General features: G+C 33.3%; 15 protein-coding genes and 1 riboswitch. Of the genes, 10 read left to right on the top strand and 5 right to left on the bottom strand.

The features are described from left to right. Positions 1-12 precede the first annotated feature (12 nt). Both purH and purD read left to right on the top strand, forming a co-directional pair. A complete protein-coding gene (purH, locus tag CD147_RS07245; RefSeq protein ID WP_103166752.1) occupies positions 13-1491 on the top strand; it encodes a bifunctional phosphoribosylaminoimidazolecarboxamide formyltransferase/IMP cyclohydrolase in 1479 nt (492 codons plus the stop codon). A 36-nt stretch (positions 1492-1527) separates the two neighbouring features. Then, a complete protein-coding gene (gene purD / locus CD147_RS07240) occupies positions 1528-2769 on the top strand; it encodes a phosphoribosylamine--glycine ligase (protein WP_103166751.1) in 1242 nt (413 codons plus the stop codon). Positions 2770-2885: 116 nt separating this feature from the next. On the opposite strand, the gene CD147_RS07235 is transcribed toward purD, so the two are convergent. From CD147_RS07235 to graF, 4 genes are all read right to left on the bottom strand, one after another. Then, entirely contained in the window at positions 2886-3695 is an 810-nt protein-coding gene (locus tag CD147_RS07235) for an energy-coupling factor transporter transmembrane component T family protein (protein ID WP_103166750.1), read from the bottom strand. Then, positions 3688-5091 (bottom strand): ABC transporter ATP-binding protein, encoded by a 1404-nt coding sequence (locus CD147_RS07230; protein ID WP_103166749.1) that lies wholly within the window; start codon positions 5089-5091, stop codon positions 3688-3690. Before CD147_RS07230 ends, CD147_RS07235 begins: the two co-directional genes overlap by 8 nt. A gap of 12 nt (positions 5092-5103) precedes the next feature. Next, positions 5104-5679 (bottom strand): ECF transporter S component, encoded by a 576-nt coding sequence (locus CD147_RS07225; RefSeq protein ID WP_103166748.1) that lies wholly within the window; start codon positions 5677-5679, stop codon positions 5104-5106. Between the two features lie 83 nt (positions 5680-5762). Continuing rightward, a riboswitch (TPP riboswitch) is annotated at positions 5763-5862 on the bottom strand. A 408-nt stretch (positions 5863-6270) separates the two neighbouring features. Continuing rightward, positions 6271-6405, bottom strand: coding sequence for a glycopeptide resistance-associated protein GraF (gene graF / locus CD147_RS12220; protein WP_103166747.1), 135 nt, complete (start codon positions 6403-6405; stop codon positions 6271-6273). Positions 6406-6555: 150 nt separating this feature from the next. Here graF and auxA point away from each other — a divergent pair, with 150 nt between their 5' ends. The 5 genes from auxA (at position 6556) to ptsP (ending at position 12121) form a co-directional block, all read left to right on the top strand. Then, positions 6556-7851 carry a lipoteichoic acid stability factor AuxA gene (gene auxA / locus CD147_RS07215; protein WP_103166746.1) on the top strand — a complete coding sequence of 432 codons (1296 nt, stop codon included), beginning with the start codon at positions 6556-6558 and terminating at the stop codon, positions 7849-7851. 188 nt (positions 7852-8039) lie between these two features. Next, positions 8040-9212, top strand: a complete 1173-nt coding sequence (locus CD147_RS07210; RefSeq protein ID WP_103166745.1) for a class I SAM-dependent rRNA methyltransferase — start codon at positions 8040-8042, stop codon at positions 9210-9212. A gap of 57 nt (positions 9213-9269) precedes the next feature. Beyond that, the gene (locus CD147_RS07205) at positions 9270-9812 is read left to right on the top strand and encodes a DUF697 domain-containing protein (protein ID WP_103166744.1); all 543 of its coding nucleotides are present in this window, start codon (positions 9270-9272) and stop codon (positions 9810-9812) included. A 324-nt stretch (positions 9813-10136) separates the two neighbouring features. Then, complete coding sequence (locus CD147_RS07200) at positions 10137-10403, top strand: phosphocarrier protein HPr (protein WP_011276148.1); 267 nt, start codon at positions 10137-10139, stop codon at positions 10401-10403. Between the two features lie 2 nt (positions 10404-10405). Further along, complete coding sequence (gene ptsP, locus CD147_RS07195) at positions 10406-12121, top strand: phosphoenolpyruvate--protein phosphotransferase (protein WP_103166743.1); 1716 nt, start codon at positions 10406-10408, stop codon at positions 12119-12121. A gap of 90 nt (positions 12122-12211) precedes the next feature. Here ptsP and CD147_RS07190 read toward each other — a convergent pair whose 3' ends face one another. Then, complete coding sequence (locus CD147_RS07190) at positions 12212-12445, bottom strand: glutaredoxin family protein (RefSeq protein ID WP_103166742.1); 234 nt, start codon at positions 12443-12445, stop codon at positions 12212-12214. A gap of 199 nt (positions 12446-12644) precedes the next feature. Between CD147_RS07190 and CD147_RS07185 the strand changes: the two genes are divergently transcribed. The 3 genes from CD147_RS07185 to CD147_RS07175 all read left to right on the top strand — a co-directional run bounded on the left by CD147_RS07185 (position 12645) and on the right by CD147_RS07175 (position 15799). After that, on the top strand, positions 12645-13997 hold the full coding sequence (locus CD147_RS07185; protein ID WP_103166741.1) for a cytochrome ubiquinol oxidase subunit I: 1353 nt from the start codon (positions 12645-12647) through the stop codon (positions 13995-13997). Further along, entirely contained in the window at positions 13997-15013 is a 1017-nt protein-coding gene (locus CD147_RS07180) for a cytochrome d ubiquinol oxidase subunit II (RefSeq protein WP_103166740.1), read from the top strand. Before CD147_RS07185 ends, CD147_RS07180 begins: the two co-directional genes overlap by 1 nt. A gap of 126 nt (positions 15014-15139) precedes the next feature. Next, positions 15140-15799, top strand: a complete 660-nt coding sequence (locus tag CD147_RS07175; RefSeq protein ID WP_103166739.1) for a potassium channel family protein — start codon at positions 15140-15142, stop codon at positions 15797-15799. Positions 15800-15859 lie beyond the last annotated feature (60 nt).

Genomic DNA, 15859 nt, shown 5'->3' with positions numbered 1-15859 from the left:
GTTAAGTTAATCATGAAAAAAGCAATTTTAAGTGTCTCAAACAAAAGTGGAATAGTAGAATTTGCTAAGTCATTAAGCAACTTAAACTATGAATTATATTCAACTGGCGGAACGAAACGTGCTTTAGAAGAAGCGGCTGTACCTGTCAAATCTGTTTCTGATTTAACTCAATTTCCTGAAATCATGGACGGACGCGTAAAAACGTTACATCCTGCTGTACATGGTGGTATCTTGGCTGATCGTAGTAAACCTGAACATCTTGAGCAGTTATCAGAACATCATATTGATTTAATCGATATGGTCGTCGTAAACTTATATCCTTTTCAAAAAACAGTGGCTAATCCAGATGTTACAGAAGAAGATGCTATTGAAAATATTGATATCGGTGGGCCTACTATGTTACGTGCAGCAGCTAAAAACTTCAAACACGTCACTACAGTAGTACATCCGGCTGATTATAATGAAGTAATTGAACGTATTAAAGAAGACAGTTTAGATGAAGACTATCGCAAGGAATTAATGATTAAAGTCTTTGAGCATACAAAAGAATATGATCATGCGATTGTTAGCTTCTTTAAAGGAGATAGTGAACAATTAAGATATGGGGAGAATCCTCAACAATCAGCTCGTTTTGTGCGTACATCTAAAAGTAAGCATACGATTGCTGGAGCAAAACAATTACATGGTAAAGCACTAAGTTATAACAATATTAAGGATGCCGACTCGGCGCTTACTTTAGTGAAGAAGTTTGATGAAGCGGCTGCTGTAGCAGTTAAGCACATGAATCCATGTGGTGTTGGTATAGGTAAAAATATTGAAATTGCCTTTAAAAATGCTTATGACGCTGATAATCAGTCTATTTTTGGAGGCATCATTGCTGTAAACAGAACTGTCACTCGTGAATTAGCTGAAACGTTACATTCAATCTTTTTAGAAGTAGTTATTGCCCCAAGATTTACTGATGAAGCATTAGACATTTTAACGAAAAAGAAAAATATCCGTTTATTAGAAATTGATATGACTGTTGATAAACGTGAAGAAGAATTTGTATCTGTCTCAGGTGGTTATTTAGTCCAAGATAAAGATAATTATGAAGTTGCTAAAGAAGAGATGCAGGTAGTGACTGAAGTTGAACCAACTGATGACCAATGGGAAGCTATGCTGTTAGGGTGGAAAGTAATTCCCTCTGTGAAAAGTAATGCGGTCATCTTGAGTAATCATAAACAAACGGTGGGAATTGGTGCAGGACAAATGAACCGTGTAGGCGCTGCAAAAATTGCATTAGAAAGAGCAATTGAAATCAATGATAATGTCGCATTAATCTCAGATGGATTTTTCCCAATGGGGGATACTGTCGAATTAGCTGCAGAACATGGTATTAAAGCCATTATTCAACCTGGTGGTTCTATTAAAGATCAAGAATCTATAGATATGGCAAATAAGTATGGCATCGCTATGGTAACGACAGGTATGCGTCACTTTAAACACTAACTATTAAAGCTATTGATAATGAAAGGGGTATTTTGAATGAAAGTATTAGTTATTGGCGCTGGTGGTCGAGAGCATGCATTAGTTTCTAAATTGAGTCAATCGCCTTTAGTTAAGCAATTATATGCTATTCCTGGCAATGACGCGATGGTAACCTTGGCGGAAGTGCATTCAGACATCGCTGAAAATGATCATGAAAAGATATTGGACTTTGTAGCTCAACAGCATATTGATTGGGTTATCGTAGGACCAGAGCAACCATTAATCGATGGCCTACCTGATAAATTACGTCAAGCTGGTGTAAAAGTCTTTGGTCCGAATAAAGATGCTGCTCAAATTGAAGGGTCTAAACTATTCGCTAAACAGCTTATGGCTAAATATCATATCCCAACTGCGGATTATAAAGAAACTAAAAATAAAACAGAGGCGTTAGATTTCGTTAATATATGTGAGTTACCTATTGTCGTGAAGAAAGACGGACTCGCAGCTGGTAAGGGAGTCATCATCGCCCATACTCGTGAAGAAGCGATTGAAGCGGTCGAAGAAGTGTATCCTGAAGAACAGGGGAAAGTCGTTTTCGAACAGTTCTTAGAAGGTGAAGAATTCTCTTTAATGACGTTTGTTAATGAAGAATACGCAGTGCCGTTCGATTGTATTGCACAAGATCATAAGCGTGCTTACGACAATGATGAAGGGCCTAATACCGGTGGGATGGGTGCATATTGTCCAGTGCCACATATTAATAAAGACGTGTTGACTCGCACAAATCAAGAGATTGCGCAACCTATTGCTAAAGCGCTAAAAGCTGAAGGTTATAATTATTTTGGCTTATTGTATATTGGCGCGATTTTAACGTCAGAAGGACCAAAAGTTATTGAATTTAATGCCCGTTTTGGTGATCCAGAAGCGCAAGTGTTATTAAGTCGTCTTGAAAGTGATTTAATGGCTCAAATCGTTGCTTTAGATCGTAAAGAGCCTATACGCTTCCAATGGCATAATGATTTCGTTGTGGGCGTAATGTTAGCTTCTAAAGGCTATCCTGGTTCATATAGTAAAGGCGCTAAAGTCTCTGGCTTTAAGTTGAACGAGGAGTATTTTGTGAGCGGGTTACGTAAAGAGAATGATGACTTCGTAACTTCAGGAGGAAGAGTACTTCTTGCTATTGGAAAAGGTCGAACTATTGAAGCTGCACAAAAAGCCGCATACCAAAATGTTGAACGTGTAAAAAGCGATAATTTATTCTATCGTAAGGACATAGGTAATAAAGCATTGAAAAAATAAAAGTGAAAGATAATGCATGTGATAGATTAGGTTACTTCTCTCTATATATAAAATTAGCTCTGAAAAAGTCTGCTAACAGATTTTTCAGAGCTAGTTTTTCTATATTCACTTTTAACTTAGCCTACTTTTCCAGAAACACGGGCATCGGTAATGCCAGTAATTGGGAAAGTTTGTGAGAGATAGAAAGCTAAAGCTAAAATGCCAATTAAACAGATTACGAATAGTATATCTTTATATGAGAATGGTGCTTTATAATAATACGTTCTTGGTCCATCTTTGAATCCTTTAGATTCCATGGCTACTGATAATTGATGGGCACGACGTATATTCTGACTTAAAATCGGAATGATTAAGTGTTTAAAGCGTTTTAATCCTCGGTAATTTGAGGAATCAATCATCTGATAGCGCATCTTTAAAGAACGTCTAAGTTGAATCAGTGACGTGAAGATTAAAGGTACCATTCTGATTGCTGCCATAAAGGCATAAGCAATTTTAGGTTTAATTTTTAAATGTTGCATTAAACTATAAAATATCATGACGATTTGTGAAGTTAATGCAATTAAGATACCAAACATTGAAACTGTAATTGTACGTAAGGATAAATGTATACCACGAACGATACTTTCTATACTAATTTGGATAATTCCCCAAGTGAATAGCATGTGTGTACCATCACCATACAGAATCATAAATAATGATGATAGTAGGGCAAAGAATACGGTAACTAGGAGGAAAGAGCCAGTTATCTTAAGTTCAGTGCCATTAAATAACAATAAGAATATAAACATTAATAGTGTAATGTAAATCATGTAATCAAAGTTATGGACGAAAATGATGAAAAAGAATAAAGCGACGCCAAGCAATAACTTAGTTATGATATTTACATCATCAACGAATGTGAATCGTTTTTTCCAACGTTCAAACATGTGCGTCACCCTCCATTTCCACAAGTTGTCCATTCTCTACGTTTAAGCGACGTGTAGGGTAACGGTATATGATTTCTGGATCGTGCGTAACCATGACAATCGTTTGCCCTTTAGCAACACGTTCTTGGAAAAGTTCAATTAATTGAAATGTATTATGACTATCTAGACCAAAAGTTGGTTCATCTAATAAAATAATTTCAGCCTTTGAACTTAATGCGGTAGCTACACTCAAGCGCCGTTTTTGACCCATTGATAATTCAAATGGGTGTTGGTTTTTTACTGTTTCCAAATGCAATAAATTCAAAAGGCGTTGCGTTTGTGCTTCGGCTTTTTCTGGTTCTTGATGGTTGTAATGAATATGTATTTCTTCATATACAGAGTTTGTGATAAATTGTAACTCTGGATTTTGATAAACGAGATACATATGTTGCGCCGCATCTTTGATTTTTTTCAATAAAGTATCTTCATAGTACATTTGACCTTTATGTTTTATTAACTGCATTATAGATTCGAGAAGTGTGGTCTTCCCAGTACCATTCTTCCCAGTAATTGTAATCCATTCACCAGGATGAATAGATAGTTCTGGTACGTGGAATAAGTCTTTTTTACCACGAGTAACACGGCCATCTTTATATGAAAATAGTGTTTTAGTGTAATCGGGAGAAAGAGCAAAGCGTTCTGGCGCATGATTCCATGCGTGAGGATGCCAAACACCGAATTCAGTTAGTAAGTCTTCACAATTTTTCAAGATGTACTCTGGGGTGTTATCAGCAATAATCTCTCCTTCATAGTTCATTAAGATAACGCGATCAACGTGTTGCCAAATATGTTCAACCTTATGTTCAACAATAAGCACTGTTTGATCTGCCCATAAATGAATTAATTGTTGCCACAAATCCGCTGTAGCCTCTACATCTAACATTGCAGTAGGTTCGTCTAAAAAGAGTGTATCAGCTTCTTGTAAAATAGTTTCCACAATAGCTAATTTCTGTTTCATCCCTCCACTCAAGTGATTAACATAAGTAGTATCAGTTACATTTAAGTTAACAGAAGTAAGGGCTTGTTTAATTTGTTCGTCCATTTCGTTACGTGGAACTTTCTTATTTTCTAATACGAAAGCTAATTCTTCATAAACTTTTGGCATACAAAATTGCGTATCTGGATTTTGAAAGATAACACCTGATTGCGGATTAATTTCTAATTCATCATATTTCATTGGCAGTTCTATTAAATTAGGAACAATACCACTTAACACATTAAGCAATGTGCTTTTACCAGATCCAGAAGGACCTAGTAAAAGCACTTTTTCTTTATCTTTAATTTCAATATTTAAATTATCGAAAATTTTTCTTTCGCCATTTGGATATTTAAGACGTAAATTTTTTACTTTTAACACAATAATTTCCCCTTATAGGTTGTCGTAGTCTTTTTGAGAAGCTGGACGGAATAATTTAGTTACGCCAGTTTGATCCAACGCTTTGACAATATAATAAGATAGTAATCCAGCAACTACAATACCACTAATCGCACGGAAAACAATGAATAATAGTAAGTTCCAGCCTGCTACTTCATTTAAATAACCGTAGAAGTAATCCACTGGAAATGAAATAAGCGCTGTAGCTAATCCAGCTAATGCTGCTACCATCAAAGATCTTGATTTATATTTAAAAATAGCGAAAATAATTTCACATGCTAAACCTTGTAAAATAGCATAAATGATTGTTGGAATATCAAATTTTCCCATTACGATTGTTTCACCAGCGCCAGCAGCAAATTCTGCAATTAATGCGATACCTGGTTTAGGAATAATTAGATATGCGACGATAGCTGCCATAAACCAAACACCATAAGTGACTTGCTCAATATGAAGACCTGCAACTTGCGCTACATTGTAGGCAAACCACCATAAGTTATAAATAATTGCAAATACTACAGCAATCAGTACAGTTACTAATATTTCTGAAAGCTTTAAACCTTTTGACATAAAGTTTCCTCCTAAAAAAACGCACAACCCTCCGTAGAAAGTTGTGCGACTCAAATAAAATACTTTATAAAAAGTTGGAATTATTTATGTTAGCAACACTTTCCTACGCTAGTCTTAGCTAGTTCAGGTTCGAAGGGTTTGAGGCAACACCTCATCTCAGTATACACACCCCTAGTGCGTTGTTATTTAATTTAGTTTAAATGTATGACTTTTCCTAATTAATGTCAAGGTTATTCAAGGATTTTGATTAAAACTGATAGGAATTCATAGATTTTATGTATATTTATTTTAGGACCTAAAAATAGAGACTAAGCCATTAATATAGAAATGGCTTAGTCTCTATTATATTTGGCAGTAGCTAACTGAAATTAAGAGGCGCTCGAACTTCACTTTCTTAATTTCTAGTCAACTTTGCTGGGTTGGGACTACTAAATCTTTGAAATTAGGCAGTAGTTGTCTGAGATGAAAATGCGTCCGACTTGGACTTTCTTCATCTCTAGTCAACCTTGCCGGGGTGAAACAATAAAATCTTTGAAATTTCATTAGATTTCTGTTTCTCTCCCTATATTTCTGTCCTGCTCCCTATCTAAATTAGTCTAAAGTATCTTGAACATCTTTTTTAGTTTGTTCAGTGTCATTAGTTTTTTCTTCGTTTTGGTCTTTTAGTTTTTCTTCTACTTCTTTAGCTTTTTCAGCTGATAATTTTTTATTATCTTCGTTTGTCATAATGCAACACTCCTTACACGAATAATTATTACATTTATGTTCTACCCATTAGAATTAAAGATAAACTTTTATAGGTCTCAAGTTGTATTTTACTCTTTAATAAAGACAAGAGTAAAAACTTCATATATAATGAATTTTGAGGTGAACAGTATGTCTTTTCTTAAGAAACACACCGAGATAATTTATAGTTATCTTATCGGTCTCGTTTCACTCTTCACGGGTCTCATTATTTTAGTTAATTTACCTTTAATTAATGAATTAAAGGATAAAAATAAAGCTGAATTAAAAATTCATAATTTATGGGACTTCCTTAATGCATTCTTCAGTGAAATTATTAGAGTGATGAGTAGATTCATAGGCAACTTTCCTATTGTAAGTGCAGTCATAATTATTTTATTTGGTATTATTGTAATGTTTATTGGATATACATTATATCGTACTACTAAATACGATTACGACATCTCAGTATTCTTTTTAATTATTGGTGTTTTATACTTCCTTATTACAATTACCTTAATGACCCAAGTATATGGCTTTTGGGCAGTGATTTTTATTATTCCATTTATCATTCATACTGGATACATCGTTTATAAAGATGAACTTTATGAAGAAAATAGAAAGAGTCATTATCTATGGATAATTATTTCATACGGAATAAGTTATTTAATCACCCAAATTTCGTTATATGGTAAAATCGATGCAAATGAAATTGAGCCAATCGATATTTTAAGCGTAAATACATTCTTTTTAGTTATGTGGTTATTAGCACAAGCTTCTATTTGGAATTTCTTATTCTTAAGACGCGCACTACCATTAACTAAAGAAGAACTTGGTGAAGAAGAACCTGAATTATCAAGAGCAAGTAAAGGAAATGTTTCGAATCAATCTAAAGTTCATTTTAAACAACTACAAGATAAAACATCCGAATATGCACATAAGACGAGAAGAAGTGTAGATTTAGATAAAATCAGATCTAAACGTGATAAGTTTAAAAACAAATTTAAAAATATCTTTAATCTTGAAAAAGATGATATTCCAAGTTGGATGAGACGTCCTAAATGGATTAAACCTGCTTATGTAGAAATCTTCTGTGGTTTCATTTTATTCTTATTTACTTTTATAGAGTTTAATAATAGAAATGCTTTATTTGTGTCTGGTGAATGGGAGTTATCGCAAACTCAATATGTCATCGAATGGATAACGTTATTATTGCTAATGTTCATCATTATCATTTATGTTGCTACCACATTGACACATTTCTTGAGAGGTAAGTTTTATTATTTACAACTCTTTATGATAAGCATTTTATTCTTTAAATTGCTAACAGAGTTTATTAATATTATGATTCATGGTTTGCTTTTATCTGTATTTATTACGCCAACTTTAATTTTAATGTTAATTGCAGTCATCGTCGCATTTGCATTGCAATTAAGAGAACGACCATAATTGAATACGTTTCGCTAGGAGGCTAGGGCATTTAGTTAAAAATGTCTTAGCCTTTAGTTTTGACGTTTTCGGCGTTTATGTGTGTAATCAAAATTTTAAATTTGTTAAAATGATAACGAGCCTAAATAAGAAAAATTTTCAAAAAGTAAAAGTAAGTATAAATATGATTTAAATAGGAGAATTCGATAATGAAAATAGCAACGTTAAATAAAGGAAAAGAAACAAAATATTTAAATCAATATCCGTTGGTAAATGAAGATGATATTTATCAACATGATCATTTAAAAGAAGGCGATTTATTTCATTTAGTCACGGAGGATAACCGATATATTGCGACAGCTTATGTAGGTCGTCAACATAAAGGATTAGGGTGGGTATTAAGTTATGATCAAAATGAAGACATTAATACGCCGTTTTTCGTAAAATTATTTAAGCAAGCGTTAGAAGAACGAGAATATTATCGTAACATTGAAGGTACTAACGCTTATAGATTATTTAATGCTGAAGGTGACGGTGTCGGTGGCTTAACCATTGATAATTATAACGGCCATTTACTGATTCAATGGTACTCAAGAGGCATGTATAAATTCCGCTACAATGTTATTGAAGCGATTCAACAAGTATTTGATTTTAGCTCTATTTATGAGAAAATGCGCTTTAAAGATTCCGAGTACACTGGCGGTCATGTGCTAGGTGATACACCTGAATTCCCAATTGTAATTGAAGAGAATTTCACATTTTATAATGTATATTTAGATGATGGGTTAATGACTGGCATATTCTTAGATCAAAAAGAGGTACGTAAAAAATTACGAGACCAATTTTCAGAAGGAAGAAAAATACTGAACTTGTTCAGTTATACAGGTGCTTTCTCAGTAGTAGCTGCTAAACATGCTAAGCATACTACAAGTGTCGACTTAGCAAATCGATCACGTGCTTTAACAGAAGAGAATTTCGGTTTGAACGCCATCGATCCTAAAAGTCAATATATCTATGTAATGGATACATTTGATTTTTATAATTACGCAGCACGACACGGTAAAGAGTACGACACAATCGTAATCGATCCACCTAGTTTTGCGCGTAACAAGAAAAAAACATTTTCGGTTCAAAAGAATTATGATGATTTAATTAACGGTGCGTTAGAAGTTTTAGCACCTAATGGTTCCTTATTATTATGTACCAATTCTAGTGTATTCCCATTGAAATCATTTAAAAATGTTATAAAAAGTACATTAGAAAATGCTGGCGTGGAATATGAAATTAAAGAAGTAATGGGACTGCCGAAAGATTTTAAAACACATCCTCACTATAAACCGTCTAAGTATTTGAAAGCTGTTTTCATAAATATTAAGCATTAAAACAATAAAATTGGGTATAACTGTTTAATAAATGATTAAAGGAAGGTGTGTCTAAGCATGAGTATAATGAATAGACTAACAAGCGGCGTTACGAATAAAGTAGGTAACAGAGTTTTAAATATTGAAGAAATTAAAGAAAAAAGTGTATTACCAACTACTAAGGAAGAAATAGCAGAACGTAGAGCGAAAGCTGAATCAATTGTTAAGAAGAAATCCTTACTATCTTCAAGTATGACTGTAGTTCCTATCCCTGGGTTAGATTTTGGTGTAGATATCAAATTAATTAGAGACATAATAGAAGATATTAATAAAATTTATGGACTTGACCATAAGCAAGTTAACACGTTAGGCGATGATGCTAAAGAGCGAATTTTAGCTGCTGCAGCAATTCAAGGTAGTTCATTTATAGGTAGAAAAGTGACAAGTGCGATGCTAAAAGTGATTATTAGAGATATGGCAAAACGTACGGCTGCAAAACAAACTAGATGGTTCCCAGTAGTAGGTCAAGCCGTTTCAGCTTCAATTAGCTATTATTTTATGAATAAATTAGGACGAGATCATATCGAAAAATGCGAAAAAGTTCTTAATGATATTATTTAAAAGCAAAATGTTGTAGTATAATTGAAGTGAGCTTAATGTTAAAGCTATATTAAGATGGTTTTAAAGTTTGTCATTCTAAATATATTTTAAACTTAAATTACTTAAACAGTTTCAATAGAAATAAAGGTAAGTATAAATATTGAAGAATAGAAATATAGCATAGTAATTCAGAACACTTTTCCATTAATATAATTAATGATTATGATAGTATTTCAATAGTATTAGAATTGAATTAGTTATTATAATTTGGTAGTGTTATGGTATAAAATTATGTTAGATTATGACAAATTTGAATATTCTAACTTTGCGAAGGAGAAATCGATTATGGAACAAAAATCTTATGTAATTATCGACGAAACAGGTATTCATGCACGTCCTGCAACTATGTTAGTTCAAACTGCATCAAAATTTGATTCAGATATTCAATTAGAATATAACGGTAAAAAAGTTAATTTAAAATCAATCATGGGTGTTATGAGTTTAGGTGTAGGTAAAGATGCTGAAATCACTATCTATGCTGACGGAAGCGATGAAGCAGACGCAATTCAAGCAATCAGTGATGTCTTATCTAAAGAAGGTTTAACTGAATAATTATGTCTAAATTAATTAATGGTATTGCTGCATCAGACGGTGTAGCAATTGCTAAAGCTTATTTATTAGTAGAACCAGATTTATCATTTACTAATGAAAAAGTGACAGATACTGATGCTGAAATTCAAAAATTTAGAAATGCGTTAGAAGCTTCTAAAATTGAATTAACTAAAATTAGAAATAATGCGGAAAAACAATTAGGTCCTGATAAAGCTGCTATCTTTGATGCACATCTATTAGTACTTGACGATCCTGAGTTAATTCAACCTATCGAAGAGAAGATTAAAAATGAACAAGTAAGTGCTCCAGAAGCTTTAAATGAAGTTACTACTCAATTCATTACTATCTTTGAATCTATGGATAATGAATACATGAGAGAGCGTGCAGCAGACATTAGAGACGTTTCTAAACGTGTGTTAGCACATCTTATCGGTGTGGATTTACCAAACCCAAGTATGATTGATGAAAGTGTAGTTGTAGTAGGCAATGATTTAACGCCTTCTGATACTGCACAATTAAATAAAGAATTCGTTCAAGGTTTTGTAACTAATATTGGTGGTCGTACGAGTCACTCAGCAATAATGAGCCGTTCATTAGAAATTGCTGCAGTAGTAGGTACTAAATCAATTACAAAAGAAGTTAAACAAGGTGATATGATTATTGTTGATGGTACGACTGGAGACGTAATTATTGATCCTACTGAAGACGAATTAATTGCTTACCAAAATAAACGTGAAAGATTCTTTGAAGATAAAAAAGAATTACAAAAATTACGTGATGCCGAAACAGTTACAATTGATGGAGAACATGCTGAATTAGCAGCAAATATTGGTACTCCAGACGATTTATATGGTGTTATGGAAAATGGCGCTGAAGGTATTGGTTTATATAGAACTGAATTCCTTTATATGGGAAGAGACCAAATGCCAACTGAAGAAGAGCAATTTGAGGCGTATAAAAAAGTACTTGAAACGATGAAAGATAAACGCGTTGTAGTACGTACACTTGATATTGGTGGCGATAAAGAGTTACCATATCTAAATCTACCTAAAGAAATGAATCCATTCTTAGGATATAGAGCAATTCGTTTATGTTTAGATCAACAAGACATTTTTAGAACGCAATTGCGTGCTTTATTACGTGCTTCAGCATATGGTAAATTGAATATCATGTTCCCTATGGTAGCTACAATCAATGAATTCCGTGATGCGAAAGCAATTCTTCTAGAAGAAAAAGAAAAGCTTGTGAATGATGGTCATGATGTAGCAGATGATATCGAGTTAGGTATCATGGTTGAAATTCCATCAACTGCAGCTTTAGCTGATATCTTTGCTAAAGAAGTTGATTTCTTCAGTATTGGTACAAATGATCTAATTCAATATACTATGGCGGCTGATCGTATGTCAGAACGCGTGTCATACTTATACCAACCATATAATCCTGCTATTTTACGCTTAGTAAAACAAGTGATTGAAGCTTCTCATAAAGAAGGTAAATGGACTGGTATGTGTGGTGAAATGGCTGGAGACGAAACAGCTATTCCATTATTATTAGGTTTAGGATTAGATGAATTCTCAATGAGTGCTACATCTATCTTAAAAGCTAGAAGACAGATTAATGGTTTAAGTAAAAATGAAATGGCAGAATTAGCTCATCGTGCAGTTAACTGTGCTACTCAAGACGAAGTTAAAGATTTAGTTAATAATATTGCTAAATAAAACTTTGAATGCTTAAAATATTTAAGTTAAATAATAGCCCTAAGATGATTTCAGATGAAATTATCTTAGGGCTATTTTGAATTTTGTTCATTAAGATTTAATGTTAAATGCGTTATTAATTTTATCCATATCTACTTGGTACATTGGCTCATTATTTAGAAGAATGAATGGTGTGGCAAACGCATCGTATTCTAACATTTCATTACGATATGTATCATTCACGATGTTTTTCTCTTCGTATTCAACGTTATGCTCGCTTAAATAATTTTTTACAAATGTACACGGAGGACAGTCATTCTGTGTATATATAATAATGTGAGACATCTTATTTCGCTCCTTATTTTAATTATCCTGAAAACACTATAAATAAATTTTGACAGAATTGCAAACTGTGATAAATATGTGAATTTTATTTAATTTTTTTCGAAAAAAATAAGCAAAAGAATTTAGTTAGTATGTAGAAAGTAATATAATTTAAGTCAATTGATTTTTAATCTAAAGATAAAGAAAAGGAGATTAAGATATGGATTCTGTTGAAATTAGCCGGTTCCTAACCGGTATGACATTAGCAGTGCACATCATTTTTGCGACTATCGGTGTCGGGATGCCTTTAATGTTTGCCATCGCAGAATTTTTAGGGATTAAAAATAAGGATCCTAAATATATAGCTTTAGCAAAACGTTGGTCGAAAGGTTATACAATTACTGTAGCAGTCGGTGTAGTAACTGGTACAATCATCGGGTTACAACTATCATTAATATGGCCAACATTTATGAAAATGGGTGGCCACGTTATTGCTTTACCATTATTTATGGAAACATTTGCGTTCTTCTTTGAAGCAATCTTCTTAAGTATTTATTTATATACTTGGGAACGTTTTAAGAATAAATGGATTCACTTTATAATCAGCATACCTGTGATTATTGGTGGCTCCTTCTCAGCATTCTTTATTACATCGGTTAATTCATTTATGAATACGCCAGCTGGTTTTGAAATGAAAAATGGGAAAATGGTGAATGTACAACCATTTGAAGCAATGTTCAATCCTTCATTTTTAGTCAGAGCATTTCATGTTATTGCGACAGCAGGTATGACTATGGCATTTATTTTAGCGTCAATTGCAGCTTTTAAACTATTAAAAAATAAATTTAGCAAAGATAAAGAGTACCATAAAAAAGCATTGAAAATGACAATGGTTGTTGGCTTTCTATCGACATTATTATCTATGTTGGCAGGGGATCTATCAGCGAAGTTTCTTCATCAAGTTCAACCTGAAAAATTAGCAGCTTATGAATGGCACTTTAACTCAGGTTCAAAAGCTGATTTAGTGTTCTTCGGTGTGTTAAATGAAAAAACACAAGAAATTACTGGTGCAATTAAAATACCAGGCATGCTTAGTTTCCTAGCTGATAACAATGTAAATACAAAAGTTGAAGGTCTAAATGATTTTCCTAAAGACACACTTCCACCAATGATCGTTCACTACTTCTTTGATCTAATGGTTTCTATGGGAGTATTGTGTTTCATTATTTCAGGTGCATTTGTATTAACAATGCTAATTAAGAAATTACGTAAATTCATAACTCACAAAGGTTTACTTTATGCGATTCTACTCACTGGACCAGCCTCAATGTTAGCAATTGAATTTGGATGGTTCTTAACTGAAATGGGTCGTCAACCATGGATTATCAGAGGATATATGCGTGTAAGCCAAGCTGCTACACAGGCTGGAGGTATCACGCTCGTTACAATCTTATTTGGATTATTATACTTTGTATTATTAGTTACTTCAGCTTATGTACTATTACGTATGTTTAAAAACAAACCTGCACAAGAAGATGTAGATAAAGTCATCAGTAAGGGAGGTCATGAATAATGGATTATACTAGTATTGGTATTACAGTATTATGGACATTCCTATTTCTCTATATCATTGTTGCTTCGATTGATTTTGGGGCTGGTTTCTTTACATTACATTCTAAGCTCACAGGTGAAGAGAAGAAAATTAATCACTTAGTTGAACGATATCTTAATCCAGTCTGGGAAGTAACAAATGTCTTTTTTGTATTTTTCTTCGTAGGATTTGTAGGTTTCTTCCCAGATTCAGCACTTTATTTAGGTACAGTATTATTAGTGCCTGGATCGATTGCGCTAATATTGATTTCGGTTAGAGGTAGTTTTTATGCCTTTGAACATTACGGACAAGATACAAAATTACCATGGATATTTTTATATGGCTTGACTGGGTTATTGATTCCAGCATCTTTAGCTACAGTATTAACTATTTCTGAAGGGGGCTATATCACTGAACGTGGCTCTCATCTAGATTTAGATTGGCTTCAACTCTTATTAAGTCCTTATGCATGGGCAGTGGTTTTCTTAGCCATCATTAGTGTCCTCTACATTTCATCTGGCTTTTTAACTTACTACGCTTCAAAAGCTAAAGATAAAGTTGCTTATCAATTTATGCGTCATTGGTTCATGTTTTGGGGACCACCGATGATTATTATTTCATTATTTGTTTTCTTATCATTAAGAATTCAAAACTCAGATCATTTCTATAATGCAGTAACTAATTATTGGTGGATGTTCGTCATTAGTTTTATCTTTTTCTTAATGGCAGGCATATTGAATTTAATAAAAAAATATCATGGATTAGCTTTTATAATGGTTATTTTACAAATGGGCTTTGCCTTTTACGGTTATGGCTTAAGTAAATTACCTTATCTGTTGTATCCTTATATTAAATTATCTGATTCGAGTGTTAATGCCTCTATGGGCTTAGCTTTAGTTATCGTATTTGTTTTAGGTTTACTTTTATTAATTCCATCGTTAATATTATTATTAAGATTGTTTGTCTTCGATAAAGATTACGTTAAAGGAAAGAAATGATTAACATATAAAAAGGGTCGAAATAGTCATCATCGCATTGTTAGAATTGGTAAACAGTTTTACAATATAAAGGTGAACATTTCGACTTTTAATTTGTTAATGACTTGAGACAGGGGTATCTGATAAATGGAGAAAGAATACGTTGTAATAGGATTAGGACGCTTTGGTGGTAGCATTGTAAGAGAGCTCAATGCCTTAGACATGGATGTTATGGCTATTGATAGAGATGAAGCTAGAGTGAATGAGTATAATGATATAGCAACTCATGCAGTCGTTGCTGATACTACTGATGAAGCGGTTATGAAGAGTTTAGGTATACGTAACTTTGATCACGTTATAGTGGCGATTGGGGAAAATATCCAATCGAGTACGTTAACTACTTTAATTTTAAAAGAATTAGGGGTTAAAAAGGTTACGGCTAAAGCTCAAAATGATTATCATGCTAAGATTTTAAACAAAATCGGTGCCGATACAGTAGTGCATCCTGAAAGAGATATGGGGCGAAGAATTGCACATAATGTTGCTAGTGCGAGTGTGTTGGATTATCTCGAATTAGCAGATGAACATTCATTAGTTGAGTTAAAAGCAAGTGAAAAAATGACTGGACAGTCTATTATCGATTTAGACATTCGTGCACAGTTTGGCATCAATATTATTGCAATTAAGCGTGGCAAGGAGATTATTGTGTCGCCAGATCCAAGTATTAATATTGAGTTTGGGGATATCTTAATTATGATTGGTCACGACAACGATTTAAACCGTTTCGAAAAGAAAATAGTACGCTAAACGTTTAAAGTATAAATGAAAGAAGCGCTATGTATGACTCAATGAGAGAAATCATACATA

It is taken from the genome of Staphylococcus devriesei (assembly GCF_002902625.1).
Lineage (GTDB): Bacteria > Bacillota > Bacilli > Staphylococcales > Staphylococcaceae > Staphylococcus > Staphylococcus devriesei.
This window is presented reverse-complemented; position numbering and strand designations above follow the sequence as displayed.

Coding starts and splice junctions, on each gene's coding strand:
- CD147_RS07185 (WP_103166741.1), top strand. CDS start 12,645: ATGGATTCTGTTGAAATTAGCCGGTTCCTAACCGGTATGACATTAGCA.
- CD147_RS07180 (WP_103166740.1), top strand. CDS start 13,997: ATGGATTATACTAGTATTGGTATTACAGTATTATGGACATTCCTATTT.
- CD147_RS07225 (WP_103166748.1), bottom strand. CDS start 5,679: ATGTCAAAAGGTTTAAAGCTTTCAGAAATATTAGTAACTGTACTGATT.
- ptsP (WP_103166743.1), top strand. CDS start 10,406: ATGTCTAAATTAATTAATGGTATTGCTGCATCAGACGGTGTAGCAATT.
- CD147_RS07205 (WP_103166744.1), top strand. CDS start 9,270: ATGAGTATAATGAATAGACTAACAAGCGGCGTTACGAATAAAGTAGGT.
- CD147_RS07175 (WP_103166739.1), top strand. CDS start 15,140: ATGGAGAAAGAATACGTTGTAATAGGATTAGGACGCTTTGGTGGTAGC.
- CD147_RS07200 (WP_011276148.1), top strand. CDS start 10,137: ATGGAACAAAAATCTTATGTAATTATCGACGAAACAGGTATTCATGCA.
- graF (WP_103166747.1), bottom strand. CDS start 6,405: ATGACAAACGAAGATAATAAAAAATTATCAGCTGAAAAAGCTAAAGAA.
- CD147_RS07210 (WP_103166745.1), top strand. CDS start 8,040: ATGAAAATAGCAACGTTAAATAAAGGAAAAGAAACAAAATATTTAAAT.
- auxA (WP_103166746.1), top strand. CDS start 6,556: ATGTCTTTTCTTAAGAAACACACCGAGATAATTTATAGTTATCTTATC.
- CD147_RS07235 (WP_103166750.1), bottom strand. CDS start 3,695: ATGTTTGAACGTTGGAAAAAACGATTCACATTCGTTGATGATGTAAAT.
- purD (WP_103166751.1), top strand. CDS start 1,528: ATGAAAGTATTAGTTATTGGCGCTGGTGGTCGAGAGCATGCATTAGTT.
- purH (WP_103166752.1), top strand. CDS start 13: ATGAAAAAAGCAATTTTAAGTGTCTCAAACAAAAGTGGAATAGTAGAA.
- CD147_RS07190 (WP_103166742.1), bottom strand. CDS start 12,445: ATGTCTCACATTATTATATATACACAGAATGACTGTCCTCCGTGTACA.